Origin of the sequence: Delftia acidovorans SPH-1 (genome assembly GCF_000018665.1) — a bacterium.
Lineage (GTDB): Bacteria > Pseudomonadota > Gammaproteobacteria > Burkholderiales > Burkholderiaceae_C > Comamonas > Comamonas acidovorans.
The window spans coordinates 2,928,520-2,944,075 of record NC_010002.1 but is presented as its reverse complement, the minus strand read 5'-3'; the positions used below and the strand labels follow the sequence as shown (position 1 = coordinate 2,944,075).

Genomic DNA, 15,556 nt, shown 5'->3' with positions numbered 1-15,556 from the left:
ATCGAAAAATGAATCATCGGAAAATCGTCGTAACGCAGCCAGTTCATGAAGAGGTTCTAAGGAAGCTCCAGGCTGAGGGTGAGGTCATCATGAATCCAGGGCCTGACCCCTGGAGCCCCAGCCAGCTCAGGGAGTACCTCGTGGATGCTGATGCCATGATGGCCTTCATGACAGACAGTGTGACCAAAGAGTCGCTGCTGAACGCTCCCAGGCTCAAGACCATCTCCTGTGCACTCAAGGGGTACGACAACTTCGACCTGAGGGCTTGCGCACAAGCCGGGGTGAGCGTCACCTTTGTTCCTGACCTCCTCACAGAGCCCACAGCCGAGCTGGCCATCGGATTGGCTATTGCTGCTGGCAGGAACGTGCTTCAGGGTGACGCCGCTACAAGAGCAGGCTACTCTGGGTGGAGGCCAGCTCTATACGGAACCGGGCTTCATGGGTCGGTGGCCAGCGTGATCGGTCTCGGAAAAGTTGGGCAGGCCATATTGGCGCGACTCGCGGGCTTTGGCTGCGCGCGGCTGCTTGGTGTAGACCCAAGTGTGCGTCTAGATCAGGTCGAACTGGTCACGCTTGATGAGGCTGTCAGCACATCGGACTATGTGTTCCTGGCAGTGCCTCTTGTTAGCGATACGCGCCACCTGGTTGACTCCAGGATGCTTCAACTATCGAAAAAGGGCCAGATCCTTGTAAACGTGGGTAGGGGGTCTGTGGTCGACGAAAGGGCGGTTGTCGATGCCTTGGCGAATGAGCAACTTGGCGCGTACGCCGCTGACGTCTATGAGATGGAAGATTGGCTACTTCCAGACAGACCTCGCGAAATTCATCCGGGATTGACCAACAACGCCAGAACAGTACTCACTCCCCACATCGGCTCGGCTGTGAGACGCGTACGGTTCGAAATTGAAATGCGGGCTGCTGAGAACCTAGTCCGCTCACTCAGGGGCGAGAGTTTGAGTGATGTTGCTGTCGAGGCCAGCGCGGCAGCATAGGTATGGTTGCTCGGCGGTTTGCACGCCAGCTGAAATGGGCGCGGCTTCAGAGCCTATGTCCTATGGCTGGGTGCAACCTGCCCGTGTGATGCCATCCTGCTCGCCAAGGGGAAATGACTTGAGTCATCATCGAAGTGGTTTAGCGATGATGTTCTCTGCACGGCGCAGCTCATGGGGTAAGCCCAAATGGGCGCATGGCAAACACCAGATACTTCGAGGGGTCAGGCTACAACACTGATCGTTCTTGGCCTCTGATAGTGGTTTCAACCCAGGACGTTTCAGCTGAGGTCATTACATTCGGCTCGTAGTAGAGGTGACGCTGCTTTGCGAGTTCTTGGACTGCACGGCTGAACCCTAGGTCTAATACAACCGCACTGCGCAGAGTGTTGAGATGCACCGCCGAAAGTGTCTCCCTCGCCCCTTTAGGGTCTGCCTTAGAGTTCACGCAGACGACGAGGTGCGTTGTCGCCGATAGACTGCTTTGATGCATCTCAATGAATCTAGGCTGTTGATTTCCACGCAGAACTGACCCGCCGGGGATGCGGACAAAAACTTGGACTACCAGGGGAGGTAGTTCATGTACTCATACGCAGACAGGATTCGTGCAGTTGCGCTTTACATCAAGCTTGGCTTGCGTGTCAGAGCCACGATTCGCCAGTTGGGGTACCCAACCAAGAACGCATTGAAAGGCTGGTATCAGCACTACCTGAAGCATCAGGATTTGCCAGCAAGCCAAGCTCCAAGAGCACCAAAATATTCGCTGCAGCAAAGGCAGGTGGCTATTGCTCATTACCTCGCCCATGATCGCTGTATTGCTGCAACGATGAGGGCTTTGGGTTATCCGGGTCGAGGAACGTTGACTGCGTGGGTTCGGCAAGACTGCCCTGACACCTGCAAATCGAGAGTAGGCAGATCTTGGCCGGCTACAAAGCCTGATGCCTTGATGTGTGAGGGCGTGGTGCAGCTGTGTGCCCGTCGATCAAGTGCACAGCAGATTGCGGACAAGTTAGGGGTGTGTAGGGGGACCTTGTACAACTGGAAAAATCAGTTGCTTGGCCCTTGTGCCCCAGCCTCAATGAAACACAGTCCAAAGCGATCGCCAGTGTTGGATGAAGCAGCACTCAGGCGCCAAGTTGAATCATTGCGCCAGGATGTTCGGCGGCTGAAGATAGAACGTGAGCTTCTCAAGCAGGCCCATGAAATCTTAAAAAATGGGGCTGACATTGATCTGCATAGGCTGGCAAACAAAGATAAGGCTGTGCTGGTTGAAGCGTTGCACGGGCAGTATGAATTGCCAGAACTGCTTTCTCTTGTTGGCCTTGCTAGAAGCTCGTATTTTTACCATCGTGCTCGGCTGAAGCTGGCTGACAAATACGTTGATTTACGCCGAAGCATCACAGAGATCTTCGACAACAACTACCGTTGCTATGGATATCGCAGGGTGCAGGCATCTCTGCTCAAGGAGTGCACGGGCATCTCAGAGAAGGTGGTTCGTCGGCTGATGAAGCAGGAGGGGTTGATCGTGGCCAAGCCCAAACGCCGCAGATATAACTCCTACCTTGGAGAGATAGGTGCCGCCCCGCAAAACCTCATCAATCGAGACTTCCGTGCCGCTGCGCCCAATGAGAAGTGGCTCACCGACATTACTGAACTCCAGATTCCTGCTGGCAAGGTTTACCTGTCGCCAGTCATTGATTGCTTTGACGGGCTGGTGGTGAGCTGGTCGATTGGGACTCATCCCAACGCACATCTCGTCAACACAATGCTGGATGCGGCCATTGATGCTGTTCAAGGCAGCGAGAGCCGCCCTGTGATTCATTCTGATCGTGGAGCTCACTACCGCTGGCCAGGCTGGCTCTCGAGGGTCCATGATGCAAAGTTGACTCGCTCGATGTCTCGCAAAGGGTGCTCACCAGACAACGCTGCGTGCGAAGGCTTTTTTGGAAGGCTAAAGATGGAGCTGTTCTATCCCAACAACTGGCAATCAACAACGATTGAGCAGTTCATTGAAGCTGTCGATGCGTACATTCGTTGGTACAACGAAAAACGTATCAAGGTATCTCTGGGACGTTTAAGTCCTGTGGAATACCGGCACAAACTTGGCCTAGCCGCATAAAACCAGTCCAAGTTTTTATCCGCACCCCCACCGGGGGCTAGTGGGTCACTTCTGGGTGGAAATCAACACGCTGTTCAAGCCGGGGCTGAAGTTCGAACCCGTGTTCGACTACGAGCAGGTGCTGGTCGTGGCCAAAGACCACCCCCTGGCTTCTACGGCCTACGTGAAGCCCCAGCAGCTGACCCGGGAAGTGCTCATCAGTTACCCCGTGGACATCGAACGCCTGGACATCTACAGCCAGTTCCTGTTGCCGGCCGGCGTGACGCCCAAGCGCCACAAAGCCATCGAAACCACCGACATCATGGTGCAGATGGTGGCCAGCGGCCGCGGTGTCGCCGCGCTGCCGCGCTGGCTGGTCGAGGAATATGCGGCCAGGATGGACGTGGTGCCTGTGCGGCTGGGCGCGCGCGGTATTGCCAAGCAGATCTTCCTGGGCGCACGCGAGGCGGATACCGCCATTGACTACGTGCGGGCCTTCGTCGAACTGGCCCGCCAGCCTGCAACTGCCACCACCGCTATTGCCCAAGGAGCCAAGGGATGAACACCACCGTCGAACGCAAAGCGCTTGCGCTGCCCGGAGGCCACGACAAGGTGCTGCTGCATTCGTGCTGCGCGCCGTGCTCAGGCGAGGTCATGGAGGCCATGCTGGCCTCGGGCATTGACTACACCATCTTTTTCTACAACCCCAACATTCATCCGCTCAAGGAATACGAGCTGCGCAAGAACGAGAACATCCGCTTCGCGGAGCAGTTCGGCGTGCCCTTCGTCGATGCGGACTACGACCGGGACAACTGGTTCGAGCGCGCCAAGGGCATGGAGCACGAGCCCGAACGCGGCGTGCGCTGCACCATGTGCTTCGACATGCGTTTCGAGCGCACGGCGCTGTATGCGCATGAGCACGGCTTTCCGGTGATCACCAGTTCCCTGGGCATCTCGCGCTGGAAGAACATGCAGCAGATCAATGACTGCGGCGTGCGTGCGGCGGCCAAGTACTCTGGCCTGATGTACTGGGAATACAACTGGCGCAAGGGCGGCGGCTCGGCGCGCATGATCGAGATCAGCAAGCGCGAGAACTTCTACCAACAGGAATACTGCGGCTGCGTCTACTCGCTGCGCGACACGAACCGCCACCGCGTGGAAAGCGGCCGCGAGCGCATCCAGCTCGGCGTGACGTTCTACGGTGACGAACAGCCCCCCAAAGATTGACGCGCCTTGCCGGGTGAGCGATGCCGCTCCATGGCTTCCAACCGACCCGATCAGCGCTGGCGGGTCGGAACTCTCCCAACAGTCGCCAGATATGGCAAGCCCCTTGCTTCATTCCGACAAGTCAAAGCCCATCGGCAACATCACCGACGCCTATTCGTTAGAGGTCAACGCGAAGGATATCTCTGCGCTGACCGCAGCGGCGCCGCGTGTATTGCCCGGGTCAACCATTTCCATTCCCTACCTGGCGAACCAGGACAACGACGCGCGACTGGCCGCAGCGCAGGCCGTTCGCGGACTCGGCTTTGAGCCCATGCCTCACCTCGCTGCACGCCGTATCGCCTCGTTCGCAAAACTGGAGTCGTTCATCCAGCGCGCGGTCGCGGAAGCCGGCGTCAAGCGTTGCTTCGTGATCGCTGGAGATCCGTCCACCCCGCTGGGGCCGTTTGCCGACAGCTCCTCACTGATCGAATCAGGCGTGTTCGAGCGCTCGGGCATTCAGATGGTCGGCGTGGGTGGCCATCCCGAGGGCCATCCGGTCATGAGCACATCTGATCGTTGGAAAGTGCTCGAACACAAGTGTCGCTGCATCGAAGGGCGCGGCATGGCGCCCTTGATCGTCACGCAATTTGCCTTCGATGCCGACATCGTGCTGGCCTGGCTGGAAGCCCTGCGCGGGCGTGGCGTCGAACATCCCGTACGCGTGGGCGTGCCGGGCCCTGCAGGCGTGGCGGTGCTGGCGCGCTATGCCGCCTTGTGTGGCGTTAGCGCATGCGCGTCGATGTTGTCCAAGTACGGCATCTCGATCAGCAAGCTGTTCGGCATAGCAGGCCCGGATCTCTTTGTGGATCGTCTGACCACCCGCCTGACCGAAGCACATGGAAAGGTGAGCCTGCATTTCTTTCCATTCGGAGGCATCGCTCAGTCCGTGAAGTGGGTAGAGCAGTACTGCTCGCGTGCCGAGCCTGAACAACCCATCGACACGGCTCCCATGTGATTACTGCGCCTCCAGCAGTCGCTTGCACTGGCATGCCCCATAGAAGCAGACCTCGTTGGGGCGAACGCTTCGAGAGCATCCTACCGCCCGCCTCAGCCTTCGCGTTGCGCAAGCGCCCCATGGGCGCGATCCCATTGGCACAGGACACACGCGGCCAACATCACCGGACGCAGGCGCAAATGCCACATCGAAATGGATCGCCCGCATCATCGGCTTCGACGGTGCGAGCTATCGATTGGCAGATTGGGGGGGCAAACACGATAAACGCCCTTCTCGAACTGCCTTCTGTAGGAAGATGGTGATAGACCGAAACTTTGATGATGCGACTTTGCTCGCTGAGACATCCTTACGTTTGCCACTGCAAAGCGCCTATGTGGCACCTAGCTCGCAAATCAGCAAGGATGCGTAGCGACCAAAATATGGACTAACCTGTTATTCCATAAGACCTTTTACGGAACTGTCCGTCTACATCAAAGACTTGACAGCGGACATTTTTCATGGGCGGGCGCAGGCAACGGGTCGGACACCTGCTGGCGCCCGGCCGGCCAGCGCGCCAGGCACGCTTTTTGCCGCAGATCGGGCCTGAAGCTTTCCTCAAGCTGACGCTTGACCGATTTTATTCATCGATGACAGCATATGCCTTGTGAATCATGGGCTATACGCTCTCATTAAGTGAGCAAATACTGGCCCGATTGCAGCCTCCAAGACCTTGAAACAGCCCAAAACAGGCCTCCTTCGGCTCATGCGTTTTGACGCAGTAAAACCTGTTTTATATAATTTCGGCTTCTTTACAACCTGCCAAGCAGGTCATCGGCACCGTCTTCACGGCCTGCCGATACACCCCGGCGGATCGTTGTGCTCCCGGCACAGCCCCGTCAACCGGGCCGAAACTCGGTCCTGATGTTGTGGGGCATCGCGCTGGCTGATCTTCAGCCACGATGCCCGACTGAGACACCGCGCGCCTCGCCGCCGGCTGCTCTCGACTTCTGGCTCTTGCGCACCGCTTCGCGTGCCATCCGAGCCGCCTCGGGTGCTTTCGCACCTGTTTGAATCCCAGCAACGGGGGACGGCAGTCCTCTGCAGCGAACGGCATCAGGGCTTCATTTTTGGCTTGCGCGCCAGCGTCTTCGCCCGTCGAGGACGCTGGACTGTGTTCCATCTCACCCAAAAGGAGAACGCCACAGTGGCCAAGCAGATCATCATCGATCATGTGTTCAAGGTGTTCGGGGACGACCCCAAGACCGCACTCGACCTCGTCCAACAGGGCCTGAGCAAACAGGAGATCCTGGAGCGCACGGGCCAGTCCATCGGCGTGTTCGACGCCAATTTCACCATCGAGGCCGGCGAGATCTTCGTCGTCATGGGCCTGTCGGGCTCGGGCAAGTCCACCCTGGTGCGCATGCTCAACCGCCTCATCGAGCCCACGGCCGGGCGCATCGTGGTCGATGGCCAGGACATCAATGCCCTGAGCGAGCGCGATCTGCGCGCGCTGCGCCGCAAGGACATCTCCATGGTGTTCCAGTCCTTTGCGCTGATGCCGCACATGACGGTGCTGGACAACACGGCCTTCGGCCTGGAGCTGGCCGGCGCCGACAAGGCCGAGCGTCAGAAGCAGGCCCAGGCCGCGCTGGAGCAGGTGGGCCTGGGCGCCTGGGGCGCAAGCTACCCCGACGAGTTGTCGGGCGGCATGCAGCAGCGCGTGGGCCTGGCCCGGGCGCTGGCGTCCGATCCGTCCATCCTGCTGATGGACGAGGCCTTCTCGGCCCTGGACCCCATCATCCGCACCGAGATGCAGTCCGAGCTGCTGCGCCTGCAGCAGATCCAGCGCCGCACCATCGTCTTCATCTCGCATGACCTGGACGAGGCCATGCGCATCGGTGACCGCATCGCCATCATGAAGGACGGCCAGGTGATCCAGGTCGGCACGCCCGACGAGATCCTGCGCAGCCCCGCCGACGACTATGTGCGCAGCTTCGTGCGCGGCGTGGACGCGGCCTCGGTCTTCAAGGCCGGCGACATCGCGCGCCAGGCGCTGACCGTGGTGTCCGAGCACAGCGACCGCGGCTGCCGCGCAGCCCAGCGCCTGCTGGAAGACTCCGACCGCGACTACGCCTATGTGGTCAACGCGCGCCGCCGCTTCCTGGGCGTGGTGTCCTCGCAATCGCTGCGCGACGCACTGCATGGTCGCCCGGGCATGCTGGGCCTGAGCCACGCCTTCCTGCCCAACGTCGAGCCGCTGTCTGCAGGCACGCCGGTGGCCGAGCTGTTCGGCCCCGTGGCCGCCGCGCCCTGCGCGCTGCCGGTGACCAGCGACGACGGCCAGTTCATGGGCGTGGTCAGCCGCACCACCATGCTGCGCTTCCTGGACCGCGACACGCCGCCCGTGCCGCCGCCGCAGGAGATAGTGCCGCCGGTCACGCTCAACCCGCATTTCCCGGTCTCCAACGCCCCCACCGTCGCGCCGACCGTGGAGCCGATCGAACAACGACAAGGAGATGCCGCATGAGCGATGCAACCAACAGCCTGAACCCGAACACCGCCGCCGCCGCCACCGATCCCTGGGCCGATGCGAGCGCAGCCCCTGCTTCCACCGATTCCGCGGCCTCTGCAGCCTCTGCAAGCGCCGATCCCTGGGCAACCGCCGCCACGCCAGCGCCCGATGCCTCGGCCGATCCCTGGGGCGCCGCCAGCGGCGGTGATGCCGCAGGCGGTGACTGGCTGGGCGCCTCGGCCGGCTCGGGCGTTCCCGACGACGCCCATGCCAGCCTCTGGCACCAATTGACCACCGACGGCCTGCCCGTGCAGGGCTGGATCAACAGCGGCCTGGAATGGGTGGTCCACCATTTCCGCCCCTTCTTCCAGGCCGTGCGCACGCCCATCGACGGCACGCTGTCGGGCATCACCGATGCCATGCTGGCCCTGCCCTGGCCGCTGCTGATCCTGGTCCTGACCCTGGTGGCCTGGCAGTTCGCGGGCCGCGCCATGGCCATTGGCGCCGCCGTCTCGCTGGTGGTGGTCGCCATGCTGGGCATCTGGCCCGAGGCCATGGTGACGCTGTCCCTGGTGCTGACCTCGCTGGTGTTTTGCATGGTCATCGGCCTGCCCGCGGGGATTTTGCTGGCCTCCAGCGACCGTGCGCAACGCTGGACACGCCCGCTGCTCGACGCCATGCAGACCACGCCGGCCTTCGTCTACCTGGTGCCCGTGGTGATGCTGTTCGGCATCGGCAACGTGCCCGGCGTGATCGTGACCATCATCTTCGCGCTGCCGCCGCTGATCCGACTGACCAACCTGGGCATCCGCCAGGTGCGCCCCGACCTGATCGAGGCCAGCCGCGCCTATGGCGCATCGCCCTGGCAGTTGCTGTGGAAGGTGCAGCTGCCGCTGGCCATGCCGTCCATCATGGCCGGCGTGAACCAGGCGCTGATGCTGTCGCTGTCCATGGTGGTGATCGCTTCCATGATCGCCGTGGGCGGCCTGGGCCAGATGGTGCTGCGCGGCATCGGCCGCCTGGACATGGGCCTGGCCACCGTGGGCGGACTGGGCATCGTGCTGCTGGCCATCGTGCTGGACCGCATCACCCAGGCCATGGGGCAGACGACCCGTGGCGGTGCGCGCTGGTGGCACAGCGGCCCCGCCGGCTGCATCGCCCGCCTGCTGGGCGCCGGCAACAAGCCGGTCCATCGCGGCAGCACCAGCTGAATGCCTTCACTGCGGCGCGGATGGGCCCACTGCCGCGCCGCCTTCCCGAAAAGCGGCCAGCCACGCTGGCCGCCCACTCCCCTTTCATCACACAACGGAGGAACCCGAGGATGAACCAAGCCCTGAACCACAATCGACTGCCAACTGCCGCTGCCAGCCACTGGCTGCGCACCGCCACGATGGCTGCCGGCATCGCACTGGCCTGCGCAGGCGCATCGGCCGCCAGCGACCAGCCCGGCAAGGGCGTGAAGGTGTCGCCGCTCAAGAGCTCCATCGCCGAAGAAAGCTTCCAGACCCTGATCGTCATGAAGGCCCTGGAGAAGCTGGGCTACGACGTGCAGCCCTTCCAGGAAGTCGAGTACCCCACGGCCCACGTGGCGATTGCCAATGGCGACGCCACTTTCCTGGCCACGCACTGGAACCCGCTGCACGCCGACTACTACAAGAACGCGGGCGGCGACGCCAAGCTGTTCCGCAAGGGCGTGTACTCGGACAACGCGGCCCAGGGCTACCTGATCGACAAGAAGACGGCCGACGAATACAAGATCACCAATATCGGCCAGTTGAAGGACCCCAAGATCGCCAAGCTGTTCGACTCGGACGGCGACGGCAAGGCCGACCTCACCGGCTGCACGCCGGGCTGGGGCTGCGAGGCCGTGATCGAGCACCACCTGACGGCCTACAAGCTGCGCGACACCGTGACCCACAAGCAGGGCACGTACTCGGCGCTGATCGCCGACACCATCTCGCGCTACAAGGCCGGCAAGCCCATCCTCTACTACACCTGGACGCCCTACTGGGTGAGCAACGTGCTCAAGCCCGGCAAGGACGTGGTGTGGCTGGAGGTGCCCTTCTCCTCGCTGCCCGGCGAGCAGGCCAAGTTCGATACCAAGCTGCCCAACGGCAAGAACTACGGCTTCGTGGTGAACAAGCAGCAGATCGTGGCCAACAAGGCCTTCACCGACAAGCATCCCGACGCCGGCAAGCTGTTCGAGCTGATGCAGCTGCCCGTGGGCGACATCAGCGCGCAGAACCACATGATGAGCCAGGGCCAGAACAAGCCCTCGGACATCAACCGCCATGTGGACGGCTGGATCAAGGCCCACCAGAAGACCTTCGACGGCTGGCTGGAACAGGCCCGCGCCGCAGCCCGCTGAACGCTGCGGGGGAAGCCGCTCCAGGCGCTCCCCCGGCTTCCTGCTTCAAAGGCCCGCTTCAAAGGCCCGCTTCGGCGGGCCTTTTGAACATGCGCAGGGCGATGGCCGTGACCACCACGCCCGCCACCAGCGCCACCGCATACATGGCCACGTGGGTCACGGCGTTGGGAATGGGCGCGACGAAGATGCCGCCATGCGGCACCTTCAGCTCCACACCCGCCAGCATGGACACGGCGCCGGCCACGGCCGAGCCCAGCACCAGGGCCGGAATCGTGCGCAACGGATCGCGCGCCGCGTAGGGAATGGCCCCCTCGGTGACAAAGGCCAGGCCCAGCACGCCGGCCGAGGCGGCGCTGCCGCGCTCCTCGCGCGTGAAGCGGTCGGCAAACAGGCGCGTGGCCAGGGCCAGCCCCAGCGGCGGCGTCATGCCGGCGATCATGGCCGCAGCCATGGGCGTGTAGACCTGGCTCGCGATCATTCCCGTGGAAAACGCATAGGCGGCCTTGTTCACCGGCCCGCCCATGTCAAAGGCCATCATCGCGCCCAGCAACAGGCCCAGCAGCAAGGCACTGGCACCCTGCATGCCGCGCAGCCAGGCGCTCAGCCACTGCAGCAGCTCGGCCACGGGCGCACCGACCAGATAGAACATCAGCAGCCCCGTGAACAGGCTGCCCAGCACGGGCAGGATCAGCATGGGCAGCAGGCCCTTGAGCGCCTGCGGCAGCCGGATGTGCGCCGCCATGAAGGCCACGCCGTAGCCGGCGATGAAGCCGGCCGCGATGCCGCCGATGAAGCCTGCGCCCATGCTGGACGCGATCATCCCGCCGATCATGCCCGGCGCAATGCCGGGCCGGTCGGCAATGGAATAGGCGATATAGCCGGCCAGCGCCGGCACCATCAGCGCAAAGCCGCCCTTGGCGCCGATCTGGAACAGCGTCCATCCCAGCGTGCCCTGGTGCGCATCGTCATGGACATAGATGCCGCCCAGCGCAAAGGCCATGGCGATCAGAATGCCGCCCGCCGTGACGAAGGGCAGCGTGAAGGACACGCCGGTCATCAGGTGGCGATAGGCACCGCCCTGGGTCCGGGCCGGCGTGGGCGCGGCGCTGCCTGCAGCAGCGCCCACGCCGGCACCATGCACGGTGGCTTCGGCCAGCGCCCGGCCAATCAGCCCCGAGCCGTCGCGTATGGCCGGCTTGGTGCCGCTGCGCAGCAGCGGCTTGCCGGCGAAGCGCGAAAGATCGACCTCGCGGTCTGCGGCGATGATGACCAGGTCGGCCTCGGCAATCTCCTGCGGCGTCAGCGCATCGAGCGCGCCCACCGAGCCTTGCGTCTCCACGCGCATGGCGTGGCCCAGCGCCGCCGCGCCGCGCTGCAGTCCCTCGGCCGCCATGAAGGTGTGGGCGATGCCCGTGGGGCAGGAGGTGACGGCCACGATCCGCTTGCCCGTGCGCTGTACTGCGGGACTGGCGGCAGCGCAGCGCGCAAGCACGCCGGCCGGATCGTCGAGCGCCTCGCGCAGGCTGCAGCGCTCGACGGCGGCCTGCACGAAGCGGGAGGCATCGGCGGCGGTGTCAGCATCGTCATCGGTGCCGGCATCCCCCACGATCAGCAATTGCCCGGCCTGCGCGGCGGCATCGGCCGCATGCAGCCCGATCACACCGCCGCTGGCGCGCACCTCCACGGCCAAGGGACGCTGTCCGGCCGCATGGCGCAGGGCTTCGGCGGCCAGCAGCGCTTCGGCGTCGTGCCCGGCGGCTGCGATCACCACAAAAAGAGGGTTCATGAAAGCTCCTGAAGAATGGGGGATCACGGCCACTGGCATGGCTCCAGCAGCACGCTGGCGGCCAGGGCCTGGACGCGGTCGGCATCGACTTCGCGCGCGGGCGCGGCCTGCAGCCAGGCCAGCGCGCTGGCCGTGGACAGGCGTGCGGTGTCCGCCAGATCCAGTCCGCGCAGCCGCGCGGCCACCATGCCCGCGACCATGGCATCGCCCGCGCCCACGGAGCTGCCGCGCGCGCGCTGCGGCGGCCGCGCAATCACCGCGCCTTGCGCGCTGGCGAACAGCGCGCCCTCCTCGCCCATGGACACCACGGCCAGCCCCAGCCCCCTGTCCAGCAGGCGGCGCGCGGCGGCCAGAAGCGCATCGCGGCCGTCCAGGCGCCGGCCTGTGGCGGCCTGCAACTCCTCCCGGTTGGGCTTGATGGCCCAGGGCATCGCCGCATGGGGGGCCGTGGCCAGGGCGGCGGCCAGGGGGGCCTCGCTGGTGTCCAGCAGCACGTCGGCACCGGCGGCCACGGCCTGGGCCTGGAGCCGGGCCCAGCTGTCCGCAGGCAGGCCGGCCGGCAGGCTGCCCGACAGCACCACGGCCAAGCCGGGCCGCAGATACCGGGCCAGCGCGGACATGACGGCGTCCAGATGTGCTTCGGCCAAGGCCAGGCCCGGCAGGTTGATGTCCGTGGTCTGGCGTCCGCCGTCGGCCACCAGCTTGATATTGGTGCGCGTCTGGCCCGGCACGCGCAGGCAGGCGTCGGCAATGCCGCGCTGGGCGAACAAGGCCTCGAACATGCCGGCGTTGTCGCTGCCCAGCACGCCCAGCGCGGCGGTGGAAACGCCCAGGCCCGCCAAGGCGGCGGCAACATTGATGCCCTTGCCGCCCGGCGCCTGCATGCTGCCCAATGCGCGCTGCACCTGGCCGGGCAGCAGCGCATCCAGGGTCACGAGCTGGTCTATGGCCGGGTTCAGGGTCACGGTAATGGCTTGCGGGGCGTTCATGCCGTCACCTCTTTGGCCAGTTCGCGCACCTGCGCGGCATCCTCGCAGCCGAGCGCCCTGTCTGCCAGCGCCTGCAACTGCCGCAGGCTGGCCCCGCGCAGACCGGCCTTGACACCGGCGATGTCGTTGGGGGTCATGGACAGCTCGCCCACCCCCAGCCCGGCCAGCAGCAGCGCACCGAACGGGTCGCCGGCCAATCCGCCGCAGACGCCCACGGGGCGCGCGCGGGTGGCAGCGCCCTGCACGGTGGCGCGCACCATCCGCAGCACGGCCGGATGCAGGCTGTCGGCCTCGGCCGCCAGCTGCGGGTTCTGGCGGTCCATGGCCAGCACGTACTGGGTCAGGTCGTTGGTGCCTATGGAGAAGAAATCGGCATGGCGGGCCAGTGCGTCGGCCTGCACGGCGGCGGCGGGCACCTCGATCATGATGCCCAGCGGCAGGACCGGGGCGTCCAGTTCGGCGCGCAGCCGTTCGCAGGCCGCGCGCAGCGCCAGCAGCTCCTGCACGCTGGTGACCATGGGAAACATCACGGACAGCCTTGCGCCATCGCAGGCCGCCCGGTACAGGGCGCGCATCTGGGGCTCCAGCAGGTCGGGGCGGCGCAGCAGCAGCCGCGCGCCGCGCACGCCCAGGAAGGGGTTGTCCTCGCGCGGCAGCTCCAGGTGGGCGACCTGCTTGTCGCCGCCGATGTCCAGCGCGCGAACGATCAGCGGCCGCCCCTCCAGCGCCTGCGCCATGGCGCGGTAGGTTTCGTATTGCTCGTCCTCGCCGGGCGTGCTGCCGCGCTCCAGGAACAGGAATTCCGTGCGCATCAGGCCCACGCCCTCGGCACCCTGGGACAGGGCCAGCGGCACCTGCTCGGGCAGGTTGACGTTGGCGCAGACTTCGATGCGCACGCCATCGGTGGTGATGGCAGGCAGGCCGCGCTGCGCGGACACGCGTTCCTGCAGCGCCCGCTGCTCGGCCATGTGGGCATGCGCCGAAGCCAGGTCCTGCTCCGAGGGATCAAGGTAGATGCGGCCATTGGCGCCATCGACGATGGCCAGGGCCCCATCGGCCATGCCCAGCACGCCGCCGCCTGCCGCCACGGCGGCCGGCAGCCCCAGCGTGCGCGCGAGTATGGCCGTGTGCGAGGTGGGACTGCCCTGCGCCGTGACCAGCGCGGCCACGCGCGCCGTGTCCAGCTGGGCGGTTTCCGAGGGCGAAAGATCGGCCGCGACCACGATGCAGCCGCCTTCCGGCAGGCCCTCCGGTCCCGCCGCTGCCAGCGAGGGCTGCAGTTGCACGAGCACGCGCCGGCCCACGTCGCGCAGATCGGCGGCACGCGCGGCCAGCGCGGGGTTGTCCAGCGCCTGGAGACGGGCAGCGCCTTCCTCCACAGCGCGGTCCCAGGCCCAGGCCACGCCGTGGCCCTGGACCATGAGCTGGCAGGCGCGCGTGATGAGTCCGGTGTCGCCCAGCCACTCGGCCTGCGCGCTGAAGATGGCCGCATCGCCTTCGCCCAGGCGGCGGCGGGTGTCGTCATGCAGGGCGCGCAGCTGGCCCTGTGTCTCGGCCAGCGCCGCATGCAGCCGCGCACCGCACACGCTGAGTGGCTCGGGCAGGTCGGGAATCTCGGCGGCCTCCACACGCCACTGGTGGATGCGGGCCACGGCCAACCCCGGGCTGGCGCCCAGGCCCACAAAGGCAGGCCGCGCCAGCGGCGGCAGCCAGCCCGTGGCGGGCGATTCGGCCGCCTTGCGCGCAGCGGCGTCGGCATCGGCACGTTCCTGGGCCACCAGGGCCTGGGCCACGGCACACAGGCGCTGGACCGCGGCACTGGCGTCGGGGCCCTCGGCCGAGACGGTGACCTTGTCGCCTTCGCGCAGTCCCAGCTGCAGCAGGCTGGCCATCTGCCGCGCATCGGCCACCTCGCCGCCATGGCGCACCTGGATGTGCGAGGCAAAGCCGCGCGCCGACTCCGCCCAGCGCGTGGCAGGCCGCGCATGCAGGCCGTTGGGATAGGCAATGGTCCATTCGCGCGCCTCGGCCAGATCCACTGCCGCCGTGCGGGCGGCAGGCGGCGCCGGGTCCGCTTGCCCCTGGAGCACATCGATGACCTGCTGCACATCGCCCGTGGTGAACAGCGCCTGCAGCCGCGGTGTCTGCAGCAGGCCGGCCAGACGGCGCAGCAAGGTGATGTGGGCATCGGAGCGTGCCGCCACCGCCACGACCAGATGCACGTTCTGGCCGGCATTCCAATCCAGGCCCTCGCGCACCTGGAGCACGGCCACCGCGTCACGCAGCACCAGGGCCCGGTCTTCGGCGCGGCCGTGGGGAATGGCCACGCCGTGGCCCAGAAAGGTTTCGGCCTGGGCCTCGCGCGCCTGCATGCCGGTGGCATAGCCAGGAGCCACGCAGCCACGGTCCTGGAGCAGCAGGGCCGCCTGGGCAATGGCGTCGGCCTTGTCGCGCACCCTGGCGTCCAGGCGCACGGCGATCTGCAGGCCCGCAGGAGCGGTGGGTGCAACCGCCGGGAGGGATGAATGGGCATTGATCATGGCGCGGATTTTGGGAACGTTCCCAACCATCAGTCAATCTGCACTGCAACATAACCCGGCCATAATCCGGCCAT

The 15,556-nt window shown here is 65.2% G+C and carries 10 protein-coding genes and 1 pseudogene; 8 read left to right on the top strand and 3 right to left on the bottom strand.

The window, feature by feature from the left end; genetic code table 11:
- Positions 1 to 8: 8 nt before the first annotated feature.
- The 8 genes and pseudogenes from DACI_RS13415 (at position 9) to proX (ending at position 10,167) form a co-directional block, all read left to right on the top strand.
- Positions 9 to 992 (top strand): NAD(P)-dependent oxidoreductase, encoded by a 984-nt coding sequence (locus DACI_RS13415; protein ID WP_011517523.1) that lies wholly within the window; start codon positions 9 to 11, stop codon positions 990 to 992.
- Between the two features lie 577 nt (positions 993 to 1,569).
- Complete coding sequence (locus DACI_RS13410) at positions 1,570 to 3,108, top strand: IS3 family transposase (RefSeq protein ID WP_003056089.1); 1,539 nt, start codon at positions 1,570 to 1,572, stop codon at positions 3,106 to 3,108.
- A 70-nt stretch (positions 3,109 to 3,178) separates the two neighbouring features.
- Positions 3,179 to 3,649, top strand: a pseudogene (locus DACI_RS13405) (LysR substrate-binding domain-containing protein); the annotation flags it as partial.
- Positions 3,646 to 4,314 (top strand): epoxyqueuosine reductase QueH, encoded by a 669-nt coding sequence (locus DACI_RS13400; RefSeq protein WP_003056085.1) that lies wholly within the window; start codon positions 3,646 to 3,648, stop codon positions 4,312 to 4,314. The pseudogene DACI_RS13405 and the gene DACI_RS13400, both read left to right, overlap by 4 nt.
- 91 nt (positions 4,315 to 4,405) lie before the next feature.
- On the top strand, positions 4,406 to 5,308 hold the full coding sequence (locus tag DACI_RS13395) for a methylenetetrahydrofolate reductase (RefSeq protein ID WP_003056080.1): 903 nt from the start codon (positions 4,406 to 4,408) through the stop codon (positions 5,306 to 5,308).
- A gap of 1,183 nt (positions 5,309 to 6,491) precedes the next feature.
- On the top strand, positions 6,492 to 7,814 hold the full coding sequence (gene proV / locus DACI_RS13390) for a glycine betaine/L-proline ABC transporter ATP-binding protein ProV (protein WP_157059722.1): 1,323 nt from the start codon (positions 6,492 to 6,494) through the stop codon (positions 7,812 to 7,814).
- Positions 7,811 to 9,010 (top strand): glycine betaine/L-proline ABC transporter permease ProW, encoded by a 1,200-nt coding sequence (proW, locus tag DACI_RS13385; RefSeq protein ID WP_012204551.1) that lies wholly within the window; start codon positions 7,811 to 7,813, stop codon positions 9,008 to 9,010. The genes proV and proW overlap by 4 nt, the downstream gene beginning before the upstream one ends.
- 110 nt (positions 9,011 to 9,120) lie before the next feature.
- Positions 9,121 to 10,167 carry a glycine betaine/L-proline ABC transporter substrate-binding protein ProX gene (gene proX, locus DACI_RS13380; RefSeq protein ID WP_012204550.1) on the top strand — a complete coding sequence of 349 codons (1,047 nt, stop codon included), beginning with the start codon at positions 9,121 to 9,123 and terminating at the stop codon, positions 10,165 to 10,167.
- A gap of 58 nt (positions 10,168 to 10,225) precedes the next feature.
- Here the strand turns inward: proX and DACI_RS13375 are convergent, their stop codons facing one another.
- The 3 genes from DACI_RS13375 to ptsP are packed head-to-tail and all read right to left on the bottom strand — an operon-like array spanning position 10,226 to position 15,482.
- Positions 10,226 to 11,953: a PTS fructose transporter subunit IIC gene (locus DACI_RS13375; protein ID WP_012204549.1), complete on the bottom strand. Its 1,728-nt coding sequence runs from the start codon at positions 11,951 to 11,953 to the stop codon at positions 10,226 to 10,228.
- A gap of 23 nt (positions 11,954 to 11,976) precedes the next feature.
- The gene (locus tag DACI_RS13370; protein WP_012204548.1) at positions 11,977 to 12,942 is read right to left on the bottom strand and encodes a 1-phosphofructokinase family hexose kinase; all 966 of its coding nucleotides are present in this window, start codon (positions 12,940 to 12,942) and stop codon (positions 11,977 to 11,979) included.
- On the bottom strand, positions 12,939 to 15,482 hold the full coding sequence (gene ptsP / locus DACI_RS13365; RefSeq protein WP_043781402.1) for a phosphoenolpyruvate--protein phosphotransferase: 2,544 nt from the start codon (positions 15,480 to 15,482) through the stop codon (positions 12,939 to 12,941). The genes DACI_RS13370 and ptsP overlap by 4 nt, the downstream gene beginning before the upstream one ends.
- Positions 15,483 to 15,556: the final 74 nt, after the last annotated feature.